Source organism: Mesorhizobium sp. M7A.F.Ca.US.008.03.1.1 (assembly GCF_003997495.1).
GTDB lineage: Bacteria > Pseudomonadota > Alphaproteobacteria > Rhizobiales > Rhizobiaceae > Mesorhizobium.
The window spans coordinates 38,134-62,011 of record NZ_RZRU01000005.1; the positions used below are offsets into that span (position 1 = coordinate 38,134).

General features: G+C 62.7%; 23 protein-coding genes. 13 read left to right on the plus strand and 10 right to left on the minus strand.

The window, feature by feature from the left end; translation table 11 throughout:
- Positions 1-42 precede the first annotated feature (42 nt).
- On the plus strand, positions 43-2,121 hold the full coding sequence (locus EOA16_RS09875; RefSeq protein ID WP_127257500.1) for a hypothetical protein: 2,079 nt from the start codon (positions 43-45) through the stop codon (positions 2,119-2,121).
- Between the two features lie 2 nt (positions 2,122-2,123).
- On the opposite strand, the gene clpS is transcribed toward EOA16_RS09875, so the two are convergent.
- The 4 genes from clpS to EOA16_RS09895 form a co-directional block, all read right to left on the minus strand.
- Positions 2,124-2,429, minus strand: coding sequence for an ATP-dependent Clp protease adapter ClpS (gene clpS, locus EOA16_RS09880; RefSeq protein WP_127257502.1), 306 nt, complete (start codon positions 2,427-2,429; stop codon positions 2,124-2,126).
- 149 nt (positions 2,430-2,578) lie between these two features.
- Positions 2,579-2,884, minus strand: coding sequence for a hypothetical protein (locus tag EOA16_RS09885; protein ID WP_127257504.1), 306 nt, complete (start codon positions 2,882-2,884; stop codon positions 2,579-2,581).
- Between the two features lie 214 nt (positions 2,885-3,098).
- On the minus strand, positions 3,099-3,332 hold the full coding sequence (locus tag EOA16_RS09890) for a hypothetical protein (protein WP_013529962.1): 234 nt from the start codon (positions 3,330-3,332) through the stop codon (positions 3,099-3,101).
- A gap of 38 nt (positions 3,333-3,370) precedes the next feature.
- On the minus strand, positions 3,371-3,673 hold the full coding sequence (locus tag EOA16_RS09895; RefSeq protein WP_127257506.1) for a hypothetical protein: 303 nt from the start codon (positions 3,671-3,673) through the stop codon (positions 3,371-3,373).
- Positions 3,674-3,907: 234 nt separating this feature from the next.
- Between EOA16_RS09895 and EOA16_RS09900 the strand changes: the two genes are divergently transcribed.
- Positions 3,908-4,624: a response regulator transcription factor gene (locus tag EOA16_RS09900; protein ID WP_013529960.1), complete on the plus strand. Its 717-nt coding sequence runs from the start codon at positions 3,908-3,910 to the stop codon at positions 4,622-4,624.
- Positions 4,621-6,027 carry an ATP-binding protein gene (locus tag EOA16_RS09905; RefSeq protein ID WP_127257508.1) on the plus strand — a complete coding sequence of 469 codons (1,407 nt, stop codon included), beginning with the start codon at positions 4,621-4,623 and terminating at the stop codon, positions 6,025-6,027. The genes EOA16_RS09900 and EOA16_RS09905 overlap by 4 nt, the downstream gene beginning before the upstream one ends.
- 49 nt (positions 6,028-6,076) lie before the next feature.
- On the opposite strand, the gene choV is transcribed toward EOA16_RS09905, so the two are convergent.
- From choV to EOA16_RS09920, 3 genes are all read right to left on the minus strand, one after another.
- A complete protein-coding gene (choV, locus tag EOA16_RS09910; protein ID WP_127257510.1) occupies positions 6,077-7,258 on the minus strand; it encodes a choline ABC transporter ATP-binding protein in 1,182 nt (393 codons plus the stop codon).
- Positions 7,255-8,109, minus strand: coding sequence for a choline ABC transporter permease subunit (gene choW, locus EOA16_RS09915; RefSeq protein ID WP_127257512.1), 855 nt, complete (start codon positions 8,107-8,109; stop codon positions 7,255-7,257). The genes choV and choW overlap by 4 nt, the downstream gene beginning before the upstream one ends.
- Positions 8,110-8,242: 133 nt before the next feature.
- Positions 8,243-9,178: a choline ABC transporter substrate-binding protein gene (locus EOA16_RS09920; RefSeq protein WP_127257514.1), complete on the minus strand. Its 936-nt coding sequence runs from the start codon at positions 9,176-9,178 to the stop codon at positions 8,243-8,245.
- A 257-nt stretch (positions 9,179-9,435) separates the two neighbouring features.
- Here EOA16_RS09920 and EOA16_RS09925 point away from each other — a divergent pair, with 257 nt between their 5' ends.
- The gene (locus EOA16_RS09925; protein ID WP_127257516.1) at positions 9,436-10,047 is read left to right on the plus strand and encodes a thymidine kinase; all 612 of its coding nucleotides are present in this window, start codon (positions 9,436-9,438) and stop codon (positions 10,045-10,047) included.
- A gap of 70 nt (positions 10,048-10,117) precedes the next feature.
- Here the strand turns inward: EOA16_RS09925 and EOA16_RS09930 are convergent, their stop codons facing one another.
- On the minus strand, positions 10,118-11,014 hold the full coding sequence (locus EOA16_RS09930; protein ID WP_127257518.1) for a DMT family transporter: 897 nt from the start codon (positions 11,012-11,014) through the stop codon (positions 10,118-10,120).
- A gap of 97 nt (positions 11,015-11,111) precedes the next feature.
- Here EOA16_RS09930 and EOA16_RS09935 point away from each other — a divergent pair, with 97 nt between their 5' ends.
- The 8 genes from EOA16_RS09935 to EOA16_RS09970 all read left to right on the plus strand — a co-directional run bounded on the left by EOA16_RS09935 (position 11,112) and on the right by EOA16_RS09970 (position 21,426).
- On the plus strand, positions 11,112-11,969 hold the full coding sequence (locus EOA16_RS09935; RefSeq protein ID WP_127257520.1) for a LysR substrate-binding domain-containing protein: 858 nt from the start codon (positions 11,112-11,114) through the stop codon (positions 11,967-11,969).
- Between the two features lie 108 nt (positions 11,970-12,077).
- Positions 12,078-12,467 carry a cytochrome c family protein gene (locus EOA16_RS09940; RefSeq protein ID WP_127257522.1) on the plus strand — a complete coding sequence of 130 codons (390 nt, stop codon included), beginning with the start codon at positions 12,078-12,080 and terminating at the stop codon, positions 12,465-12,467.
- A gap of 312 nt (positions 12,468-12,779) precedes the next feature.
- The gene (locus EOA16_RS09945; protein WP_127257523.1) at positions 12,780-13,868 is read left to right on the plus strand and encodes a hypothetical protein; all 1,089 of its coding nucleotides are present in this window, start codon (positions 12,780-12,782) and stop codon (positions 13,866-13,868) included.
- A gap of 31 nt (positions 13,869-13,899) precedes the next feature.
- Entirely contained in the window at positions 13,900-15,045 is a 1,146-nt protein-coding gene (locus EOA16_RS09950) for a hypothetical protein (RefSeq protein ID WP_127257525.1), read from the plus strand.
- A 24-nt stretch (positions 15,046-15,069) separates the two neighbouring features.
- Positions 15,070-16,980 (plus strand): ATP-binding protein, encoded by a 1,911-nt coding sequence (locus EOA16_RS09955; RefSeq protein ID WP_127257527.1) that lies wholly within the window; start codon positions 15,070-15,072, stop codon positions 16,978-16,980.
- Positions 16,981-16,989: 9 nt separating this feature from the next.
- Positions 16,990-18,294 carry a DUF6638 family protein gene (locus EOA16_RS09960; RefSeq protein ID WP_127257529.1) on the plus strand — a complete coding sequence of 435 codons (1,305 nt, stop codon included), beginning with the start codon at positions 16,990-16,992 and terminating at the stop codon, positions 18,292-18,294.
- A 14-nt stretch (positions 18,295-18,308) separates the two neighbouring features.
- Complete coding sequence (locus EOA16_RS09965; RefSeq protein ID WP_013529949.1) at positions 18,309-19,433, plus strand: DUF2333 family protein; 1,125 nt, start codon at positions 18,309-18,311, stop codon at positions 19,431-19,433.
- A 313-nt stretch (positions 19,434-19,746) separates the two neighbouring features.
- The gene (locus EOA16_RS09970; RefSeq protein ID WP_127257531.1) at positions 19,747-21,426 is read left to right on the plus strand and encodes a formate--tetrahydrofolate ligase; all 1,680 of its coding nucleotides are present in this window, start codon (positions 19,747-19,749) and stop codon (positions 21,424-21,426) included.
- 66 nt (positions 21,427-21,492) lie between these two features.
- On the opposite strand, the gene EOA16_RS09975 is transcribed toward EOA16_RS09970, so the two are convergent.
- Positions 21,493-22,137, minus strand: a complete 645-nt coding sequence (locus EOA16_RS09975) for a cysteine hydrolase family protein (protein ID WP_127257532.1) — start codon at positions 22,135-22,137, stop codon at positions 21,493-21,495.
- 127 nt (positions 22,138-22,264) lie between these two features.
- Here EOA16_RS09975 and EOA16_RS09980 point away from each other — a divergent pair, with 127 nt between their 5' ends.
- Positions 22,265-23,260, plus strand: a complete 996-nt coding sequence (locus tag EOA16_RS09980; RefSeq protein ID WP_127257534.1) for a helix-turn-helix domain-containing protein — start codon at positions 22,265-22,267, stop codon at positions 23,258-23,260.
- Between the two features lie 5 nt (positions 23,261-23,265).
- Here the strand turns inward: EOA16_RS09980 and EOA16_RS09985 are convergent, their stop codons facing one another.
- Positions 23,266-23,823 (minus strand): sugar O-acetyltransferase, encoded by a 558-nt coding sequence (locus EOA16_RS09985; RefSeq protein WP_127257536.1) that lies wholly within the window; start codon positions 23,821-23,823, stop codon positions 23,266-23,268.
- Between the last annotated feature and the right edge of the window lie 55 nt (positions 23,824-23,878).

Sequence of the window (23,878 nt, forward strand, 5' to 3'; positions counted from 1 at the left end):
TGCACCTCCGCGGATCGACCCTTCCAGATGGGAGGGTAAGGAATGAACTGGTCGATCTCCTTCGAACCGCTGATCTCCTGGCCCCTGCTGGCCTTGGCGCTGGTACCGCTGGCGCTGCTGGCGCTTGTCGGCCTGTGGTTTCGCCAGCGCGGCTCGGTCTTCCGCTTCATCGCCCTTCTGGCGATCGCCGCCGCCCTGTTCAACCCGGTGTTCCTCAACGAGGAGCGCGAGCCGCTGAAAAGCGTTGTCGCCCTCGTCGTCGACCGCAGCCAGAGCCAGGACATCGGCGACCGCACCAAGCAGACCGACGAGGCGCTGGCCGGGCTGCAGCAGCGGCTTGGCCGCTTCAAGCAGTTCGACGTGCGCGTCGTCGAGGCCGGCAAATCCGAGGCCGCCGAAGAACGTACCGAGACACGGCTGTTCGGCGCGCTTGAAGGCGCCTTCCGCGACGTACCGCCGTCACGCATCGGCGGCGCCATCATGATCACCGATGGCGAGGTCCATGACGCCCCCCCGGGCGCGCCCGATTTCAACGCCCCCCTGCATGCCCTGATCACCGGCAACGACCACGAAAAGGACCGCCGCATCCGCTTCGAGAACGCGCCGCGCTTCGGCCTTGTCGGCAAGCCGCTCGACATGACCTACCGCGTTATCTCGACCGAAAACGAAACCGGCCCGGTCGATGTGCGCGTCTCGGTCAATGGCGAACAGGTTGCGGTCGAGCACGCCACCGTTGGCCAGGCCATGCCGCTGCAGGTGACCATTCCGGGCGCCGGCCGCAACATCGTCGAGCTCGCCATCGACCGTGAGCCGGGCGAGCTGACCGACACCAACAACCGCGCCATCGCACTGATCGACGGTATTCGCGAGAACCTGCGTGTGCTGCTCGTCTCCGGCGAGCCGCATGCCGGCGAGCGTACCTGGCGCAACCTGCTGAAATCCGACGCCTCGGTCGATCTCGTCCATTTCACCATCCTGCGGCCGCCGGAAAAGCAGGACGGCACGCCGATCAACGAATTGTCGCTTATCGCCTTCCCGACCCGCGAACTGTTCGTCGAGAAGATCAAGGATTTCGATCTCATCATCTTCGACCGCTACCAGCACCGCGACGTGCTGCCGATCCTCTATTACGACTACATCTCCGAATATGTCGAAAAGGGCGGCGCGCTGCTGATCGCGGCCGGCCCCGAATATGCCGGCGAAAGCTCGATCGCGCGCACGCCGCTGATGGCGGCCCTGCCGGCAATGCCGACCGGCGAAGTTGTCGACAAGGCCTTCTATCCGCGCCTCACCGAACTCGGCCAGCGCCACCCGGTGACACGTGGTCTCGATGGCTCTGCCACCGAGCCGCCGCATTGGAGCCGCTGGTTCCGCACCATAGGCGTGCAGAACCCGGAAGGCGAAGTGGTGATGAAGGGCGCCGACAACCGGCCGCTGCTGTTGCTCGACCGCAAGGGCGAAGGCCGCGTCGGCATGCTGCTGTCCGATCAGGGTTGGCTATGGGCGCGCGGCTTCGAGGGCGGCGGCCCGCATGTCCAGCTCTACCGGCGCATCGCGCACTGGCTGATGAAGGAGCCCGAGCTCGAGGAGGAGCGGCTGACCGCCGACGGCCGCGGCATGGTGCTGGAAATCCGCCGCCAGACGATGGCCGACGATCCCGGCCCCGCGCAGATCATCACCCCGTCCGGCAAGACACTGACCGTCAAGCTCGAGAAATCTGAGCCCGGGATCTTCCTCGGCAGCGTCGAGACCAGCGAGATCGGCCTCTACCAGGTCGCCAATGGCGACCTCACCGCGCTTGCCCATGTCGGGCCGGTCAACGCACCGGAATTCGCCGACGTCATTTCCACGGAAAACCGGCTGAAGGCGCCGGCGGAAGCCACCGGCGGCAGCGTGCGCCGGCTGGCGTCATCCACAGCCCTTGGCAGCGACGTGATGCTGCCCTCCATCGTGCCGGTGCGCTCGGCTGGTGCCGCGTCCGGCAACGACTGGATCGGACTGCGCACAACGGACGACAGCGTGCTCAAGGCCGTCTCGCGCGTGCCGCTGTTCGGGGGCTTCCTCGGTCTCGGCCTGCTGCTTTTGGCAATGGGTTCGATGTGGTACCGTGAGGGACGGTAGGGCTACTCCTCCGGCTCCGTCGTGAACATCAGCGGATAGCCCTTGGCCTTGCCGGCATCGGTAGCGCGAGTCGCCTTGGTCTCGGCGACATCCTTGGTGAACACGGCGACGACGCAGACGCCGCGACGATGCGCGGTGATCATCACCCGATGCGCCTGGTCTTCGCTGAGTTTGAACTCGCCCTTCAGCACCGTCACCACGAATTCGCGCGGCGTGAAATCGTCGTTGATGAGGATGACCTTGTAGAGCTTCGGCCGTTCGACCTGCGGCTCGACCTGGGTACGCGGTTTTGTGGTGATTTCAGGCATTGGAACCGACAATTTTGCATGAGCACGTGACCGCCATTCTGGCATCAGCGACAGCGGCCGTCCATTTTGACTGGCGCGCAAAGCCGATGTCCGGCGGGGCGCGGCCATTCACAATCATGTGGGAAAGTGTCGGTTGCCGTTCAACGGCCCTAGCGGCCGAACATGCGGCGGTTTCCACCGGCATCCGCCCGGCGTTCCAGCCAGGTCGCGATCGGCCACGCGGCGACGCAGATCAACGTCGCGCCGGTCAGCACGACCAGCAGCCAGGTCTGTGCCGGCGTAATGTAGTCCCAGTTGGTGGAAATCGCCGGCGCGAATAGCGAAGGCTCGGTGCGTCCGCTGGCCGGATCGGGCACCGGGCTGGCGGTGAACAGGATCAGCACCCTGGCGACGCCGGTGGCAACCAGGCCGCCGACCACCATCGAGCGCAAAATGGACGAAAGCCGCTTCTTCATGCGGATTGTCCTACACGGCCGGCGTTGCAAACGGGTTAAGTGTCAGTCGAGGCGGAAGCTGCCGGTGCCAGACTTCGCCAAAGATCTCTTGAACATCGGCCCGCTTCATCGCCAATGTCATGGCTTCAGCGGTTTGGACGGGAAGAAGGCCGCTCCAGCCGAAACCAGCTGGAGCGACCTTGGTCAACAGGCCGGCATTTTGTACCGGACCTTATTACGTCTTCGGGGCGTCCTTCTTGACGGCCTTCTCGGCAGCCTTCTTGTGCTTCTTGACGGTCTTCTTGACGACCTTCTTCGGAGCAGCCTTGGCCGGAGCGGCAGTCGCCGGAGCGGTGGTCGTCGAAGCAGCCGGAGCAGCGGTCGTGGTGGCGGCGGCGTTGCCGAGAGCCGGCATCGCGAAGGCGAGAGCGACGGCGAGACCGGTGGCGGAGAGGATGGACTTTTTCATGGCTTCGTTTCCTTTTATGCGGGTCAAGTTTCGGAGTGTTACTGAACCGGGTCGTTCGGCGTCACTCCAAGCAGCTTCAAAGCATTGGCGAGCATCCGGATGCCCTGCGCCTGTTTCTTGGCGGCGCAGTACCGGTTGCCCTTTCTCTGAAGTGCCTTTGCCGCGGTGACCTGCGTTGCCGTGGCATGGGTTTCGAGGGCTTCATCAAATTGGTGGCTGAGATTGGCGCACCGTTCGCTCCGGGTCGTGGGCGTCGCCTTTGCGTCCGATTGTCCGACAGCGGCAGTGACCAGGCAGAAGCCCAGCAACGCACCCAACAAACTGATCGACAACCTTGGCATCGGTTTATCCGTAAAACCCGGAGACTAGCGTCGCAGCCGATGACCTGACCGCCACGAGATCAGTTATGCCTTTGAAATTTTTCAGGAGTTTTTCTGAACTGTAGAATTTTGTTTCTGGATTGTGTCTGAGAAAGCCGGTGTGAACCCATCGTAGCCACTGGCCAACATATGGCCTGAATTCTATCGTGTGGGTTGCGACAGAAGGGCTTGGCAATCAACAATGACAGGGCTGCTGTGAAATCCGACGCACACATACTGATCGTCGACGACGACAAGGGTATCCGCGACCTGCTGCAGGAATTCTTCCAGAAGCGGGGCCTGCACACTTCGGTTGCCGCCGACGGCATCGAGATGGAGACCATCCTGCGGCGCGTCCAGGTGGACCTCATCGTCCTCGACGTGATGCTGCCCGGCAAGAGCGGGCTGGAGCTGTGCCGCGACCTGCGTGCCCAGTATTCGACGCCGATCATTATGCTGACCGCCGTCACCGAGACGACCGACCGCGTCGTCGGCCTGGAAATGGGCGCCGACGACTATGTGCCCAAACCCTTCGACCCGCGCGAGCTTTTGGCGCGTATCCGCGCCGTGCTCAGGCGCAATGGCGCCGCCGAGCCGAAGCGCGCCACCACCAAGCAGATCTACCGCTTCGCCGGCTGGACGATGGACTGTGCTCGGCGCCGGCTGATCGCACCCGACGATGTCAGGGTCGAGCTGACCATGGCCGAATTCAACCTGCTGCAGACCTTCGTCAAGAGCGCGCAGCGCGTGCTGACCCGCGACCAGCTCATCGAACTGTCCGGCGGCGACAGCGACTATTCCTTCGACCGCAGCATCGACATCCTGGTCAGCCGGTTGCGGCGCAAGATGGAAGACGACCCGAAGACGCCCAAGCTGATCCTGACCGTACGCAGCGGCGGCTACCAGTTTCTGCCCGAGACGACCTCCGAATGAGACGTTTCCTGCCGCAGACCTTGCCTGTCTGGGTGCTGCTGATCGTCATTGCCGGCCTGCTGATCAGCCAGGTCGCGACCCTCTACATCGTGTCGCGCGATCGCGCCGCCGCCAACGACGTCGTCGACCTCTACCGGCTCAACGACCGTGCCTTCTCGCTGGTGCAGCTCATGCATGACGCCAGTCCGGACGAGCGCAAGGCGACGGCGACCGGCCTGTTCAACTCCACTTACGCGCTCACCGTTTCGGACACGCCGGCGGTCACTTCGTCGATCGCCGGCGACGACGAACTGGCCGAACTCGAAGACATCCTCGTCGGCCGGCTGTCGAAATTCGGCATCACCGATGCACGCGTGCGCCGCGATCCGGCAACGCGCGAGGCCGATGACGCGGACGGCACGGCGCCGGGGCCCGACATCGGCCAGGTCGAGCGCGACCTTCTGGTATTGGCCGCCGACTTCGCCCAGAGCGACAAGCTGACGGCCTCGCTGCGCTTCGCCGACGGCCAATGGCTGAACTTCACCGAACCGATCACGCCCGTCGGCCCGATCCTGAGCTTCGACAGCCTGCCGCTCTATTCGCTGATCGCAGGCCTGGTGGTGATCATGTCGATCTGGTCGCTGCGCCGTCTGACGGCGCCCTACCGGATGATGGAGACCGCCGTGAACCGCATCGGCAAGGATCTGAAGAGCCCGCCGATCGCCGAGAGCGGCAGCCGCGAGGTGCGTGCCGCCGCCAAGGCGATCAATGCCATGCAGGCAAGGTTGCGCGAATATGTCGAGGACCGCGAACACCTGGCGGCGGCACTGGCGCATGATCTGCGCACGCCGATGACCAGGATGCGCCTGCGCCTGGAGCTGTTGCGCAAATCGGCGGTCCGCGAGGCGCTGGCGCACGACCTCGCCGATGTCGAGAGCATCGCCAGCTCGGTGATCGACTTCGCCACCTTCGAAGTGACCGAGGAAAAGAACGAACGCATCGATTTCTGGTCGCTCGTGGAATCGATCGCCGACGGCTATGACGACGTGTCGTTCGACGACGAGACCCGTTCGCGCGGGCTGATCTGCATGGCGCGGCCGGTCGCGCTCAAGCGCTGCGTCACCAATCTGGTGCAGAACGCGGTCACCTACGGCAAGAAGGCGCATCTTTCGCTGCGCCGGTCGGAAGACATGATCCTGCTCACCATCCGCGACGAAGGGCCTGGGATACCGCAGGCACAGATCGACGCCGTGTTCGGCTCGTTCGTGCGCCTCGAGCAATCGCGCAACCGCCAGACCGGTGGTCTGGGCCTCGGCCTGACCATTGCCCGCAACATCGCGCGCGCCGCAGGTGGCGAGATCCGCCTGTCCAACAACCCCGGCGGCGGCCTGCTGACGCAACTGCGCCTGCCGTTGGCGGCTTAAAAAAGAGGCGCGATTGGTCGCCGCCTCGTCGATATTGATTTCGAAGATACTACCTTCTCAGCACCGCGCTCAGCACATCACGGATGCCGATGGCGCCGACGAAGCGCGACTGGTCGTCGAACAGCGCTACGGGAGCGGTCTGCGAACGGTGCATGGCCAGCATGACGGTTTTCAGCGAGGTGCCCGGGTTAGCCCAGAACACTTGCGCCGCTTCCTCGGACTGGCCCTCGACGTCGGCACAGGACATCCAGATCGCCGGCTTGCCGTCGCGTTCGGCTGCCGCCACGAGCCCGTGCTCGTCGATCTTGAAGCGCGTCGTCTTGCGGCGGTCGAGCCACACCCAGCCATTGTCGCCATGCTCCAGATCGCGGCGGTCGCGCATCACGTTCCAGGCGGTCAGCACCGACAGCGGGTTCACATTGGCGATGAAGTCGCGGACATAGTCGTTGGCGGGCCGCAGCACGATGTCCTCCGGCGCACCGGTTTGCACGATGCGCCCACCCTCCATGATGGTGATGTGGGAGCCGATCTTCAGCGCCTCCTCGAGGTCGTGGCTGACGAAGATGATGGTCTTCTTCAATTCGGCCTGCAGCTGCAGCAATTCGTCCTGCAGCTTGGTGCGGATCAGCGGGTCGAGCGCCGAGAACGGCTCGTCCATCAGCAGGATCGGCGCCTCGGTGGCGAAGGCTCGTGCCAGGCCGACGCGCTGCTGCATGCCGCCCGACAGTTCATGCGCGTATTTCTTCGACCACTGATCGAGATTGACCAGCTTGAGTTGGCGTTGCACGCGCTCCTTGCGCTCGGCTTCCGGTACGCCGGCGAGTTCGAGGCCGAGACCGACATTCTCCTCCACGGTGCGCCAGGGCAAAAGGCCGAACTGCTGGAACACCATCGCCACCTGTTTCTGACGCAGGCGCCGCAAGGTCGCCTCGTCGCAGGTGACGACGTCGACGGTCTTGTCGCCATCCTTCACCAGAACCTGGCCGCGCGACACCACGTTGAGCCGGTTGACCGCCCGCAGCAATGTCGACTTGCCCGAACCGGAGAGGCCCATCAGCACGGAGATCTCGCCCTCGTTCACGGTCAGGCTGGCGCCGGCGCAGCCCAGTACATTGCCGGTCTTTTCGAGGATATCGGCGCGGCTGGCGCCGGCGTCGATCATCTTCAGCGATCCGGCCTGGTCGGCGCCGAAGACGATATCGACGTTCCTGAAATCGACGGCGACGGTCATTTCTTGCCTCCAACGGCGATGCGGGTCATCCGGTCGAGCACGATGGCCAGCACGACGATGGCAAGGCCCGCCTCAAGCCCGAGGTCGATGCGGCGCGAGCCGAGCGCGCGGTTGATCTCGGTGCCGAGACCGCCGGCGCCGATCAGTGCGGCAAACACCACCATCGACAGCGACAGCATGATCGATTGTGTCAACCCAGCCATGATCGTGGGCAGCGCCGACGGCAGTTCCACCTTCCACAGCAACTGGCTCTTGGTGGCGCCGAAAGCCTCACCGGCCTCGACGATCGACTTCGGCACCGAGACGACGCCCAGATGGGTGAGCCGGACCGCGGTCGGGATGACGAAGATGATGGTGACGATGAGGCCGGGCGCGTTGCCGAGGCCGAACAGCGTCAGCACCGGGATCAGGTAGACGAAGGTCGGCAGCGTCTGCATAAGATCGAGCACCGGCAGCATGATGCGGTAGACCTTCGGCTTGTGCGCCGCCCAGATGCCGAGCGGCACGCCGATGGCCATCGCCATGGCAGCGGCCGCGACGACCAGCACCAGCGTCTGCACTGTCTGCTTCCAAAGGTTCTGGTTGATGATGAAGATCAGCCCGAGAAAGACGCCGATGGCAAGCGGCCGCGAGCGTTGCAGCAGCCAGGCGATGACAGCGATGATCAGCGCCAGCAGCACCGGCGGCACCATCAAAAGGATGCCGACCAGCCCGTCCAGCAGGAAATTGAGGCCATTCGAAAAAGCCCTGAACACAGTGTCGAAATTGTCGGTGAGGAAACCGAAGAAGGCCTTTCCCCAGGCGCCGATCGGAATCTTGTGATCGACCATGAATTTCGAAATCGGATCCATATCGCCCCTCTCATGCAGGAGACCGCCCTGCCCTCGGCCTCGACTGCCGTCATCTTGTCACAGGATATGAAAAAGGGCAGCCTTTTCTAAGATGGCTGCCCTTACTGGTTCGGCTTTGCCGAATTCAGTCGGCTCAGCTTCCGAGCGCGGTCTTGATGGCGGCGGCGGCGTCGCCGCCGTCGAAGGTGGTCACGCCGGCGATCCACGGGGTAACCGCATCCGGGTGCTTCTTCAGCCAATCGGTCGCAACCGTGTTGGCGTCGCCGCCCTTCAGGATCGCATCCATCATCTCGCCTTCCATGTCCAAATTGAACTTCAGATTGGCGATGAACTTGCCGGCGTTCGGGCATTCGGTGGTGTAGCCCTTGCGCACATTGGTATAGACGGTGGCGGCGCCGAAGCCGCTGTCTCCCATGCCGTCGAGATAGGTGATCTTCATGGCGCCCATCACCGGATGCGGCGTCCAGCCGAGGAAGGCGATCCATTCATTGTTCTTCATCGACTGCTCGGCCTGCGTCAGCATGCCGGCTTCCGAGGATTCGACCAGCTCGAAGCCTTCGAGATTGTCCTTCGGGTTCTTGATCATGTCGAGGATGATGCGGTTGCCGTCATTGCCCGCCTCGATGCCATAGATCTTGCCGTTGAACTTGTCCTTGAACTTGCCGATATCGGTCAGCGATTTCACGCCGGCGTCAGCGACATAGGTCGGCACGACGATGCCGTAGCCGGCGCCGGTCAGGTTGGTGCTGATCGTCTCGACCGAACCGTCGGCGGTATAGTCCTTGATGTCGTTGGTCATCGACGGCATCCAGTTGCCGAGGAACACGTCGAGATCCTTGTTCTTCAGCGACGCCATGGTCACCGGCACCGAAAGCTGGATCGTTTGCGGCTCATAGCCGAGCGCGGTCAGCAGCACGGAGGCGACGCCGGTCGTCGCCTGGATGTCGGTCCAGCCGACATCGGAAAGGCGCACCGCCTTGCAGCTTGCCGGATCACCGGCGTAGGCAGCGCTGGTGGACAAAAAAGCCGCCAGGCCGAGGCCGGCGACGAAAGAGTTCATACGCGACATAGACAGTCTCCCATTGTGATTCTTTGGCGAAGCCTAGCTACGGTTTCTCTGCCCGCCTTGTTTCGTCAGCCAAACACCATTCTGGTGTGGTTTCAAGCATTAAGACAATCACGATCAACGGCGCAGACTGGCCAATGAGCGACACATCAGGCGCTTTTGCCGTGCCGGACGGTTTTTTCGAAGACGGGCCGGCTTTTTCAGGGGAATGCGGCCGGCCGCCCCTCCCCGTGTCAGGCCAAGTCGGCTTAAAAGAGCGCATGGCCAAGCTTTACTTCCACTATGCGACGATGAACGCCGGCAAGACGACGATGCTTTTGCAGGCCTCTTACAATTATCGCGAGCGCGGCATGGGCACGATGCTGTTCGTCGCCGGCCACTACCGCAAGGGCGATACAGGCCTGATCTCGTCGCGCATCGGCCTGGAGACGGAAGCCGAGATGTTCCGCGATGGCGACGATCTGTTCGCCCGCGTCGCCGATCACCACGCGCATACGTCGGTGCATTGCGTCTTTGTCGACGAGGCGCAGTTCCTCGAGGAAGAGCAGGTCTGGCAGCTCGCCCGCATCGCCGACCGGCTGAATATCCCGGTCATGTGCTACGGCCTGCGCACCGATTTCCAGGGCAAGCTGTTTTCCGGCTCGCGCGCGCTGCTGGCCATCGCCGACGAGTTGCGTGAAGTGCGCACCATCTGCCGCTGCGGCCGCAAGGCGACGATGGTCGTGCGTCTCGGCTCGGACGGCAAGGTGGCGAGACAGGGCGAACAGGTGGCGATCGGCAAGGATGTCTATGTCTCGCTCTGCCGCCGCCATTGGGAAGAAGAGATGGGCCGCGCCGCGCCAGACGACTTCATCGGCTTTATCAAGGGCTGACTCTGTCTCTTGGTTTTTGGAGCAATTCCCAGGGGAAGTGCTATGTGCTTTCCCGGGAATTGCTCCGGGCTCATACGGTCGAGACACGCCATCTCGGAAAGCGCCAACCAAGCCGTACGCCAAGCGTTGCCAGCGCGATCAGTGCCATACCGGCAGCCTGCGCCAGCCCGAGCGGATGCCCATAGATCGCCCAGTCGACGATGATGGCGACGACCGGATAGATGAAGGTGATGACGCCGATCACCGGTGTCGTCAGGCGCGGAAAGGCCGAATTCATCAGCACATAGGCAATGCCGGTGTGCAGCACGCCGATGCCGAGCAGCCAGCGCCATGACGCAGGCGCAATATGTTGGCCGACGTCAGCGAACGGGGCGAGCATGACGACCCCCACCACCGTCTGGCAGAGTACCGTAATTTCGGCGCGCTGCTGGCCAAGGCCTTTGGCGAGGATCGTTGTAACGGCATAGAGCATTGCGCCGCCCAGCGTCAGCGCAATGCCCGGCGCCCAGTTGGCATCGGCATGGCCGCGCGCGAAGACGAAGCCGCTGGCCAGCACGACGCCGAGAAACGCCCCGAGCATCCACAGCAGTTGGTCGGGGGAGATGCGCTCCTTGAGGAAGACGACACCGATCAGGACCACGAAGAACGGCTGGATATGGTAGATAATTGTCGTCGTGGCGATCGACGTCATGGCGAAGCCGGCGAAGAAGGCTGTCCAGCTCAGCACCATGCAGACGCCGGCAAGTGCCGCGAGGGCAAGCCGGGACGGCGACAGCGTCCGATCCGGCAGATAGCCGCGCAACAGGCACCATGCGAAAAGGAACAGCGCGCCGAACACACATCGCCAAAAGACGACGGCGACGGGATGCAACCCCGATTCCGTGGCGAAGGCGCCGACCGTGCCGGCGATCACCATTGCCAGAGCAAGGCTCGCGGCCGGAAAGCGGGCTGTCGAGGCGTCTGTCATGAAGGTCGTCCAGTTGGTGCGACGCATGTGGTCACTGGCTGCGGTCTCAAACAAGCGAATAGATTTGGGATAGGCTATTCGATATGCTGATAGCACCATGCCCGCGCCACTCGATCTCAACCTGCTGAAAACCTTCGTCGCCGTCGTCGAGAGCGGCAGCCTTTCCAATGCAGCACCTCGGGTCGGCCGCAGCCAGTCAGCCGTCAGCATGCAGATGCAGCGGCTGGAGGAGATGGTCGGCAACCAGCTTCTGGTGCGTGGCCCCAGAACCGTCACTCCCAATGCTATCGGCGAGGATTTTCTGATCTATGCGCGCCGGTTGCTGAAGCTGTCGGACGAAGCATGGGCGAGCGTCACCCGGCCGAAGGAGACCGGCAGTGTCCGTCTGGGCGTGCCGGACGACTATGCCGCCTTCCTCCTGCCGCCCGTGCTGTCGCGCTTCGCGGCGGAGCACCCCCTGGTGACGGTGGAGTTGATCTGCGAACAGTCGACCGCGCTGGTGAAGACGCTGGCGGAGGGGCGGCTGGATCTCGCCATCGTCACCCGCTTGCCGGAGCAGCCGCTTGAGGTGATCCGGCTGGAACGCTTCGTCTGGGTCGCCTCACCCAACCATGTCGCCTGGCAGACCGACCCGCTTCCGGTTGCCTTGTTTGAACCAGGCTGCGCCGCCAGGATGAATGTCCTGCAGGCGCTTGGCGATGTGGATCGCTCCTACCGCTGCACCTACTCCAGCGCCTCTCTGCTTGGCCTGATCGCGGTCGTCCAGGCCGGGCTCGCTGTGGCTGGCCTCGCCCAGCGCAGCGTGCCGCCGTCGCTGCGCATCATCGGCGGCAATGAAGGGCTTCCCGTGCTACCGGACCTCGAAATCGGCATCCTGCGCAACCCGCTGTCGACGACGCCTGCGGTCGAGCGGCTGAGTGATTTCCTGCGCCGCGACCTGGCCCAGCAAGCCTGATTTGCAATACCATTGTCATGGCCCGTCTTCCGCAATCCCGCCATGATGCAGCGTTTCTTAAGGCCTCGGCCCTATAAGGCCGACAGCCAGAGCTCTCCGGGGTCAGCCATGTTTCGAGCCGCTTCGTCCGCCAGCATTCTTCTCCTTGCCACCTTGCTTGCCGCCCATGCCGGCGGTGATCCTGCCCTTGGCAAGAAAGTCTTCAACCGGTGCATGGCATGCCATGAAGCAGCCACCGACCGCGACAAGGTCGGTCCGCATCTGTTGGGCGTCGTTGGCCGCACCGCCGGCAGCGCCGGGAGTTTTCTTGGCCACTATTCCGAGGCGATGAAGAGTGCCGGCGCCGCCGGCCTGGTCTGGGATGAAGCCAATCTCGCCGAGTATCTCAAGGCCCCCAAGCTGAAAGTGCCCGGCAACAAGATGGCGTTTGCCGGTCTGACCAAAGACGACGACATCGCCAATGTCATCGCCTATCTGAAGGCCGATCCCAAGCCCTGATCCGCTGTTCGTCCGCCTCTGTAAAGCCGGCTTTCGCGTCGCATGTCGCGGCCGCGATTGCTTCAGTGGTTTGCCAAATACAAAGGCATCCGTGCGCCATCGCCTTGCCGCATGAAAGTTCAATGACAGCTGAACTATGGCTGGCCGGCAAGCTAATCACGCCAGGCCCCCGCCTTCACTGGCTTTCAAGACCCTGATGGATTCTTTTGTTTTCACGTCGCCCTTGTCTTCACGTCTTTCAATCCCCCGATGCCCCACATATATTCGCCGCTGTTCGCGACCAGCGACGTCATGCCGAAGCGGGAGGCCCCAATGGCGACATTGCAGAATTTCGACGCCGAAATTGCCAAGACCAAGCAGGTCGTGCAGGACATGCGCTCCAAGATCGAGCAGTCCGGCACCATGCTTGATACGCTCGCCACATCAGACAAGAAGATCGGCGACGCCAATTTCGACCTCGAGAACGCCCGCATCGAGGATGTGCTGAAGCAGCAGAAGGTGATGGAAGGCAACATTGCCGACCTGATCATCGGGCTGGAGGACGCCACCAACGTCTTCGGCGCGGAGTTCGAGAGCATGAAGAACTACACCGGCTGGGAAAAGTTTATCGGCGTCTTCTCCAGCCAGAGCAAGCAGCGCATGCGCACCGACCGCGTACGCAACATGTCGCTGGCCGGCAATCTGCAGGAACTGCTGGTCAAATCCGACACCATCGTCGGCATATTGAAGGCGCAGAAAGAGGTCCTCGACCAACGCTACAAGACCTCGGAAACCAGCCTGTCGCAGGTGATCGAGCGCCGCAAGACCACCATGACCAACCTCGAAGCCGTGCAGAAGCGCATCGAGGAGCTCAACCCGATGCTGCTCGACATCGAAAACAAGATCGCCGCTTCGACCAGCCAGAAGGACCGCACGCAGCTCGAAGGCGAACGCTCCAAGCTGGCGACGGAATACAACGAAAAGCAAGCCAAGGAGCAGGAGCTGCTGGCCGAGAGCCAGACGCTCGAGCGTTACACATCGATGTTCCAGACCTTCGTCGATTCGCTCAACAACCAGATCGCCGCGCAATCGACACTGATCAACAAGCTGACCATCGATACCGAGCAGCGCATCGTGCTCTACAAGGCGCTGGAAGATTCGCTGAAGACCGCCGCCCAGCAGGACGTCGCCCACAAGATCAACACGCTGGGCAGCCAGGTCGACAACACCGCCGAGGAAACCATGGCCGGCATCGGTGCTGCTTCGCAAAAGCACATCGGCGACCTGCTCGAGATGCACGAGAAAAACATGGTCGCCACCGCCGACATCCAGCGCCGCAAGAAGCTGGCCGACGATGCCTTCGCCCGCCGCTTCGACGAGGTGCTGAAGAAGCACAATTCGGCAAACTACGTGCAGTCTTAGGGGTGACAGGACTGCCCGCGAGCGCACAGGCATGACCACCGAAAACGAAGCGGCGGCACGGTATTTCTCCGCCATCACGGCCGCGCTCAGCGGCCTTGAAGTGTTCATGCGCGACGATCGCTCGCCGCTCTACCGGCACGGCATCGTCGCCAAGATCGTCGCCGAATACATCGCCCGGCTCGACAAGTCGTTTGCCTGCTGGCGCAACCGGCTGGGTTTCATGGACACGTTCCGCATTTCGCGCGCCGAAAGCGGATTTCCGGTGTTCCAAAACCTGCTCGAACTGGAAAACGACCGCCGCCAGGCCGACGCGCGGCTTGCCAACATTCCGCTCGCCGACGAGTTGCGCGAGGAAATGGCCGACTTCATCCTGCGCCACAAGGAATTCCCCGAGGCGCTGCAGAAGTCGATGGCCGAGCGCCTTTATCTCGAGGATGTGAAAAGCGAGAACACCTTCGGTCCCTTCACCCTGGCGCAAACGGCCAAGGTCTCGGTCAACCCGAAGACGGGGCGGCCCTATTATCTCGTCCATTGGGCGACGTTCGACGGCAGCGCCAACCTGCCTCTGGTCTACATGGTGACGGTGGAGGATTCCTCCGACGCGATGATCCGCCAGCTTGTCGACAGAAACGGCAAGCTGAACGAGACGATCGACATTCCGCTGCCGGTCGATGGCCTGCTCAATCCCGAGCTTGCCCATCGTTTCGACGATTTCACCGAGAAGAATTCAGCCTACACGCTGTCGCCGGCGACCATCGCGGTCAACCTCGACAAGGATTTCGAACCGCTGCACCCCAAGCAGTTGCGCCGCGTCGTGCTCGGCCCCTTCTATTCGGCTGGCATTACCGACAACAATTCGACGGTGACCGAGGTTCTGGCCAAGGTGCGCAAGCCCGAAAATGCCTGGCTTTTGACCTGGACCATCCAGGAGGTCTATTCCAAGAGCGAGAAACCGGGCCGCAAGGGCCTGTTCTCCAGCGAGAAGACGACGCAGGAATTCTTCATCAACACCGACGATCTGGAAGCCGCGCGCCAGGGCGTGTCGAGCTACGAAAACCATGCGCTGATCCCGCACGAGGCCTACCAGGCGCTCTACGCCGCCGGCGAGGCGCAGAAGATTTTTGCCGGCTACAAGGTTCACATCCTGTCCAACGGACAGGTCATCTCAGACGTCTGACCGTCACACCACGGAGCACCCTTCATGGATACCGGCCTGACCACAATTCCGGAAGCCGCCATCGAGAAGCACCGCGCCACCGCGCAGAGCTTCATCACCCGCATTGTCGTGCTGGAGGATCCGTCTAGCTCCTCCGGCACCGCACTTGCCGGCACCAACCGCCGCTTCGTCTCGACCGTCTCGGTCGGTTCGGTACGCCGTACGCGCGAGGTCGAGCTGGCCAAGACAGTCGGCGCCGTTCATCCCGACGACCAGCTGTTGACCATCCCGCAGCATACGCTCCTGTTTCGCGCCCGGCGCGGCACGGCGATCGCGCTCGCAATATCGGATGTCTTCGCCGAAGGCTCCGACCTCGAAAGCCTGCAGGCCAGGAACACCCGCGCGCCGCTCGAAGGCGACGAGGCGTCCACCTTCAAGAAGCTTCTGTCGGCCTCGGCTTACATTTCGGCCTTCAGCCTCGCCTCTTATCTGTTCCAGCTGATCGACAGCGACGGCGAAGCGCCCAACGACATCCCCGAGCCGGACTTCCTGTTCGACACGCCGCAGGATGCGGTGAAGTCGATCCTGGCCGGCCTCGAGAAGGCGATCTCGGGATCGTCCGACGATGCCGATTTGATGACAAGGGCACGTGCCTTCGCCCGTGTCGCCATCGACGGGCTTCTGGCCCGCAAGGGCCGCTTCGACGGCATCGGCCCGTTCGAGAACGCCCATATCCGTATCGATGCCGACGATTTCACCCTCGATGGTTTCGACGTCGCGCCGGGCAAGCGCTCAAAACCGCTGGTGATGACATTCAAGAAGCCGGAAGAGGTCGTCGGCAACCACATCGCCAAATACCAGTCGGTCAAGCTCGCCAAGATGCTGATGGCCTACGACTTCGAGCGCGAACTCAATCCGTTCGTCGAGCTCGGCGGCTTCCTGTTCACCTTCATCGGCGACGGCGCGCCCGGCACCGGCAAGACGACGCTGATCCAGATGATCGCCGGCCTCGTCAACGGCTATAGCCAGGTCGCCGGCTATCCCTTCGCCTACGAGAATTTCGGCGTCGACCAGATCTCGTCCTATCAGGGCAAGTCGGGCCAGAACTGCCGCCAGTTCATCAACAATGTCTTGAACCCGCGCGTCATCGGCTTCGGCACCATCGACGACATCGACCAGGTGGCGGCGCGCCGCTCAGACGACCGCGCCTCGGCCGGCCAGCAGGAAATAACAGGCGTCTTGATGGATGCCTTCGCCGGCGCTGCCACCGTGGTGCGCGGCAACTGCTCGTTCGGCATGTTCTCCAACTACCCCGAAAATGTCGACGACGCGCTGCGCCAGCGCGCCGGCGCCCGCTGGCTGGTCGACGGGCCGCAGAGCCGCGACGACTACATCGATATTTTTGTCCTGCTGGCGGGAAAAAACCACAAGATCCCCCTCGGCGACCACGATCTCTACGCCGCGCAGGAAATCCAGCGCGCCGTGACCGAAGCCTATGAGGAGCACGAGAAGCCGCAGGAAGACGGGCTGATGAAGGTCTACGAACGCTACATGAAGGAGAACGGCGCACCGAAATCGATGGCTGACATCGGCACCTATCTGCACCTGATCAAGGATGCCGAGCCCCGCTTCACCGGCCGCGCCATCAAGAACGTCACCGACGCCATCAAGATGCGCGCCATGGACATCGAGCTTCCCGACGACTGGTTCGAGAAGCCGGAAGTCTTCATGCACAAGGGTTATGACGAGAAGAAAGCGATGATCGAGGAACTGCGCGGGCCGTTCTCGATGGACATGGTCATGCAGGAGATCAACCGCTACGCCGACTCGGAGTTCCGCTATTCCGACAAGTCCGACGACTCAGCCGTGCAAAAACTGCTGCGCGACGCCCGCCTGCGCGAACGGGCCGCGCGGGAGATGGAGGAGATGAAGAAGAAGGGGCTATGGAATGCCTAGAGGTAGGCAATGACCCCCGCCAAAAAACCCGATCTTCTGCGCGACAACGAGTTGATCTATGGCCGGTTGCTGACGGTCGACGAGCCGCATCTGATCCAGCGCTACAACAAGGCGCTGGCCGCGTTCGGCTTGAAGCCGACGAAACTGAAGACCTTCCAGATCGACCGCACCGGCTTCTCGCCCGAAGTGGCCGAGGAATGCGATGATTATGACTATCTTGATCCCAACGAGGTCAACCGCCGCTTCATCATCCTGACGCCGTCGCAGATCGACCTGCCGGTGGTGCACACCGCCTTCTCCAACACCTCGCAGTTGATGTTCGAGTTCATGTCCAAGAACCAGCGCGCCATCGATGCGCTGACCATCAAGGACGTCATCTACGGCGAGATCGAGGATTCCGTTCCCAAGGTCAACGACATCGAGGATTTGCTGTCGATCAGCCAGGTCGAGTTCAAGGTGCTGTCGGCCGAGGATGTGTTGGGCAAGGCCGCCGAACTCGGCAAGCTCGTCGACCGGCTGAAGCAGGAGCCCGACGCCTGGCGCGACAGCGCCATGCTGAACCGCATGGTCGAGCTCGCCAAGATCTGCGGCGACATCCGCGAGAACGCGCTGGTGCCGGACCAGGTGATCTTCCGCCACAACGCCTACTGGACCAGCCATTTCGGTGGCCTTTACGTCTTCGTCGACCCGGATGTGACGACGGTGATCAGCGATCCTGCGGCGCCAGGCTTCCGCCGTTCGCGGCCGTGGCAGGTCAGCTATCTCTCCATCAACGACGCCGACAAGGTGTTCAAGTTCCTCGCCACCACCGGCCGCATCGAGTTGCCCCGCGCCTCATGGGTCGAGGCCTCGGGCTATCTCGAGCACCGCGCCGAGATGGTGGTGCGCGCGCTGATCCGTGACGCCGAGCCGAACCGCAATTTGACCAATGTCGACAAGGTCTGGCTGCAGACCTGGATCCAGAGCCATGCCGACCTGATCACCAGGGACGGCAATTTTCCCTTCCTGAACGCCGCCAAGCGCGAGATCGCCCAGCTCGGCCATCTCAAGATCGAGGATGTCTTCCCGCAGCAGCGCTTCCTGGTGATCCGCGCCAAGCCCGACCATCCCGACGCCTGGCTGACCAACCGGCTGATCTCGGATTTCGTACCGTCGGACTTCGTCTCGCGCTACATCTTCAACAAGCAGGGCTTCTACAAGGACTATGACGGCTTCAGCGACGCCTGGCGATCGCATGTTGTGGACGTTCTCAAAACCACATATTTGAAGGACAAGGTGGCGTTTCGCACACGCCTCTACGGCCTGACTGACTGAGGGGTGACACAGCCATGCTTGATCCGATCGTGAATTTCTTCACCCGCATTTTCCAGTGGATTGGCCGCGGCATCGGCCTGTTGATCGGCGTGATCCTGTGGCCGTTCCTGTGGGCCGGGCGCTGGTACACGCAGCGCGGCTGGATCCTCAAGGCGGCGGTCGGCCTCGCCCTGCTGGTGCTGATCGGCCTCTATGCCAACTTCTTCTACGCCACCCAGTGGTGGAACAATTTCAACCCGAACTATCCCGACACCTACACGTTCGAGAAGCGCAATGTCTCCGCCGGCGAACAGGTCTCCGCCGGCGCCGGCACCGACACCGCCAAGACCTGCGGCAACTCCGGCATTGCCCAGATCGCCGCCGACCTGACCGACTTCAACGTCAACCAGAATGCCTGGATCTCTTCGATGATCCTCTACAAGCTCGGTCTGTTCGGCATCGACTGGGACAACACCCCGTGGATGGACAACAAAGCCTCCTTCCAGCGTGGCATCAATCAGGCGGTGCGGCGCACGGCGACCGAGCTCGCCGACAATCTCGGCCGCGTCCGCACCACCTCGCAGATCGACAGTGATCTGCAGAATGCCCGCGGCAACCTGCAGTTCGACGAAGAGACCTGGTATTTCGGCCTGAACCCGTTCGGCCCCAAGACGCCGACGCCGAGCTATTATCGCGATGCCGTGCGCATGCTGCGTTCCTTCAACGCTCGCCTTGCCACCTGCCAGGCGACATTCGACGCCCGCGCCGACAATCTGAAGCAATATATCGACCGCATCTCGTCCGACATCGGCTCGACCTCGGCGATCCTCAAGGAGCGCGCCGAGAACCACAACAATGGCTGGTTCGACTTCCGCGCCGACGACCGCTACTGGTTCGCCTATGGCCAGCTCTACGGCTATTACGGCCTGATGAAGGGCGCCCAGGCAGATTTCGAGGACGTCATCAAGGAAAAGCATCTGCAGAACCTGTGGGACACGATGGACTCGCAGTTCGTTTCGGCGCTGAAGATCCAGCCTTTCATCATCGCCAACGGCCGTGAGGATGGCTGGCTGTTGCCGACGCATCTGACGACAATGGGCTTCTATGTGCTCAGGGTGCGCTCCAATATGGTCGAAATCAGCAACGTTCTGACGCAATAGCGCTGTTCCATTAGGGACCAGGCGATGGCGAATTTGCGCCGTCGCCTCTGTCGCATTCCGTGCATTGTGCGGCTGTTTTGAGACGGCGGAACGACGCGTCCTCTGGCTTCTATACGGCGCGGCAACGGAGCCAGGAAGAACCGACGACAGGTCGGCCGGTCCGCAGAGGATTTTTCTCTAGAGGAAACATAGTTGCATACAAGTTGACGCCGCGGCAGCGACAGGGTTAGAACATGCCCGCGCCCGGTTCCAACCTGCTTGCCAGTAAGATCAAACCCGTCCCCTCCACCGTCCAATCCAGAGGAAAGCCGTCATGGCCGAAGTGAAGTCAGACATCGAGATCGCGCGCGGCGCCAGGAAAAAGCAGATCCAGGAGATCGGCCAGAAGATCGGCATCCCGACCGAACACCTGCTGCCCTACGGCCACGACAAGGCCAAGATATCAGCCGAATTCATCAAATCGGTGAAGGGCAACAAGGACGGCAAGCTGATCCTCGTCACCGCCATCAACCCGACGCCGGCCGGCGAAGGCAAGACCACGACCACGGTCGGCCTCGGCGACGGCCTGAACCGCATCGGCAAGAAGGCGATTGTCTGCATCCGCGAGGCCTCGCTCGGCCCGAACTTCGGCGTCAAGGGCGGTGCTGCCGGCGGCGGCTATGCGCAGGTCGTGCCGATGGAGGACATGAACCTCCACTTCACCGGCGACTTTCACGCCATCACCACGGCGCACAACCTGCTTTCGGCGCTGATCGACAACCACATCTATTGGGGCAATGAGCTCGGCATCGACACCCGCCGCGTCGTCTGGCGCCGCGTCATGGACATGAACGACCGCGCGCTGCGCGAAATCATCTGCTCGCTCGGCGGCGTCGCCAACGGCTTCCCGCGCGAGGGCGGCTTCGACATCACCGTCGCCTCGGAAGTCATGGCCATCCTGTGCCTGTCGACCGACCTGAAGGACCTGGAAAAGCGGCTCGGCGACATCATCGTCGCCTATCGCCGCGACAAGTCGCCGGTCTATGCTCGCGACCTCAAGGCCGACGGCGCCATGGCTGTGCTGCTGAAGGACGCCATGCAGCCGAACCTGGTGCAGACGCTGGAGAACAACCCGGCCTTCGTGCACGGCGGCCCGTTCGCCAACATCGCGCATGGCTGCAACTCGGTCGTCGCCACCACGACGGCGCTCAAGCTCGCCGACTACGTCGTCACCGAAGCCGGCTTCGGCGCCGACCTCGGTGCTGAAAAGTTCTTCGACATCAAGTGCCGCAAGGCGGGCCTGAAGCCGGCAGCGGCGGTCATCGTCGCCACCGTGCGCGCCATGAAGATGAATGGCGGCGTCAAGAAGGAAGATCTCGGCAAGGAAAACGTCGAGGCGGTGAAGAAGGGCTGCGCCAACCTTGGCCGCCACATCGAGAATATCCGGCAGTTCGGCGTGCCGGCGGTGGTTGCCATCAACCACTTCTATTCCGATACCGACGCCGAGATCCAGGCGATGAAGGACTATGTCGCCTCGATGGGCGAAGAAGCGATCCTGTGCAAACACTGGGCGCATGGTTCGGCCGGCATCGAGGATCTCGCCAACAAGGTGGTGGCACTGGCCGAATCCGGCGCCTCGCAGTTCGCGCCGCTCTATCCCGATGCCATGCCGCTGTTCGAGAAGATCAACACCATCGTCCAGCGCATCTATCGCGGCTCGGAAGCGATTGCCGACAAGTCGGTGCGCGACCAGCTCAAGGCTTGGGAAGACGCCGGCTACGGCCACCTGCCGGTCTGCATGGCCAAGACCCAGTATTCCTTCTCGACCGACCCGAACCTGCGCGGCGCGCCGACCGGTCATACCGTGCCGGTGCGCGAGGTCAGGCTTTCGGCCGGTGCCGGCTTCGTCGTCATCATCTGCGGCGAGGTCATGACCATGCCCGGCCTGCCGAGGGCGCCGTCCTCGGAAAAGATCTTCCTCAACGAGGCGGGCCATATCGAAGGTCTGTTCTAAAATCCTTCAATTCAAAACAGAAAGGGCGCCGCAGCGATGCGGCGCCCTTTCTGTTTTCGGATAGCTCTAAGCAGCGCTGCGCGACAGCGCCCGCTGGTTGGAGCCGAAGATCGTGTCGCGCTCCGGCAGCGCGCCGGTCTTCAGGCACTCAACCCATTCGGCGGTCTTGAGCACGGCAGCAAAGCGCGACTGCAGGATAACAGTCACCACGCGGTGGATCTCCTCGGCCGAGGCGTAGCCGGCGCTGTTGGCGTAAGGCACCGAGCCGGTAGCATCGGACAGGAACTCGACGGCAAAGCCCATATGCACGGCGTGGATGATGGTCGACAGGTCGCAATTATGCGTCATGTAGCCGACCACAGTGATCGTATCGATGGCATTGGCGCGCAGCCAGTCTTCCAGATCAGTGCCGGTGAAGGCGGAGGGCAGGTTCTTTTCGACATAATGGTCGCGCTCGCGCCTGGCGATTTCGGGATGCAGTTCACCGCCATGGCTTCCCCTGGCGAAGATCGGCGATGTCTCGGGCGCCATCTGCTTGACGACCACAACCTTGATGCCGGACGATACCGCCGCGTCCATGGCGCGTGCCACATGGACGACGCTGTCGCGGAATGGCGGATGCTGGATGGCGAGATTGCCGCCGTCATAATCGTTCTGCACATCGACGACGATCAGCGCCCGGCGCGGCGTGGTGTTGGCTGGGTCAGACATGGTTTTTTCCTTTCCGGCTTGAATGCGATGGGCTGAAAATAGGCGGACTTCTCGACAGCCGAAAGTGTCCCGATTGACATCATTCGAAAGAATTGGGACAATCCACACTCACTTGCTGGAAGCACCCATGACCGACCCGATCATTGCCGTCCTCGCCTTCGACGGCATCAGCCCGTTCCATCTTTCCGTACCGTGCCTGGTCTTCGGCGAGGACAGGACAGCACTTGGCCTGCCGCGCTTCGACTTCCGCATCTGCGCGGTCAAGGCCGGGCCGATCCACGCCGAAGCCGGGTTGACAATTGCCGCGCCGCATGGGCTCGAAGGGCTCGATGGCGCCGATATCGTCATCATCCCGAGCTGGCATCATCTGGGCGAACCGGTGTCGCCGCTGCTGATTGAGGCGCTGCGCCAGGCGCACCAACGCGGCGCCTTGATTGTCGGCCTCTGCCTCGGAACCTTCGCCATTGCCGCGGCCGGGCTGCTTTCGGGCCGACGTGCCGCGACCCACTGGGCCTATTCAGAGCGGCTGCAAAAACTCCATCCCGACATCGCTGTCGATGCCGCGGTGCTCTATGTCGACAATGGTGACGTCGTCACCTCGGCCGGCGTCGCTGCCGGCCTCGACTGCTGTCTCCACATCGTGCGCGCCCGCTATGGCGCGGAAGCGGCACTGCGGCTCGCCCGCCAGATCGTGCTTTCTCCGCATCGGCAAGGCGGGCAGGCGCAATTCATCGAGCATCCGGTGGCGAGGGCTGCTGACGCCGACCGGTTCACCCAGGCGCTCGACGCGGTCCGCGCGGCGCTCGGAGAGACGCATAGCCTGGACAGCGTCGCCGAGGCCGCCGGCCTGACCCGCCGCACCTTTACCCGTCGCTTTCAGAAATCGATCGGCGCCAGCTTTGGCGATTGGCTGACCAGCCAGCGGATCGAACTGGCGCAGCGTTTGCTGGAAGCGACGGAGAAATCCATGGACATGGTGGCCTTCGAAGCCGGCTTCGGCAGCGCCACATCGCTGCGCCAGCATTTCGCCGCAAGGCTGAGGACATCGCCGGCGCAATACCGGCGCGAATTCTCCAGAAGGACCGATCAGGACGAGCGCATGACGTACGTCCTGTCGTCCTGACCTGTTCAGTCTCGTTTGATCGCCCGCGCCGGATTACCGACCACCGTGGTGTTCGCCGCCACGTCGCGCGTCACCACCGCGCCGGCGCCGACAATGGCGCCCTCACCGATGCTGACGCCGCTAAGGATGATCGCGCCGCCGCCGATCCAGGCATTGGCGCCGATCTCGACCGGCCTGGCGATCTCCAGTCCCGCTTGGCGCCCACTGGCCTCCTTGTGATGCTCGGCGCAGTAGATCTGCACATTGGGGCCGAGCAGCGTTCCCTTGCTGATGCGCACCGGCGCCGTGTCGAGGATGGTGCAGCCGGCATTGAGAAAGACACCATCGCCGAGAAAGATGTTGAAGCCGTAGGCGCAATGGAAAGGTGCCTCGATGCGGGCGCCCTCGCCCACGCCGCCGAGCAACGCTTTCAAGCCCGGCCCGAGATTTCCGCGCTGCCTCGGCGGCAGCAAATTGTGCTCGAACACCGCGTCGCGCGCCATCACTCGCAGCGTCTCAAGTTCGTCGTCGAGACACGTATACCATTCGCCGGCCGCCATCTTTGAGCGCTCGCTTTCAACCATGACGATGTCTCCAATCGATGTCGTTGCCAAAGCACAATTGCAGTGGACGGGAAAG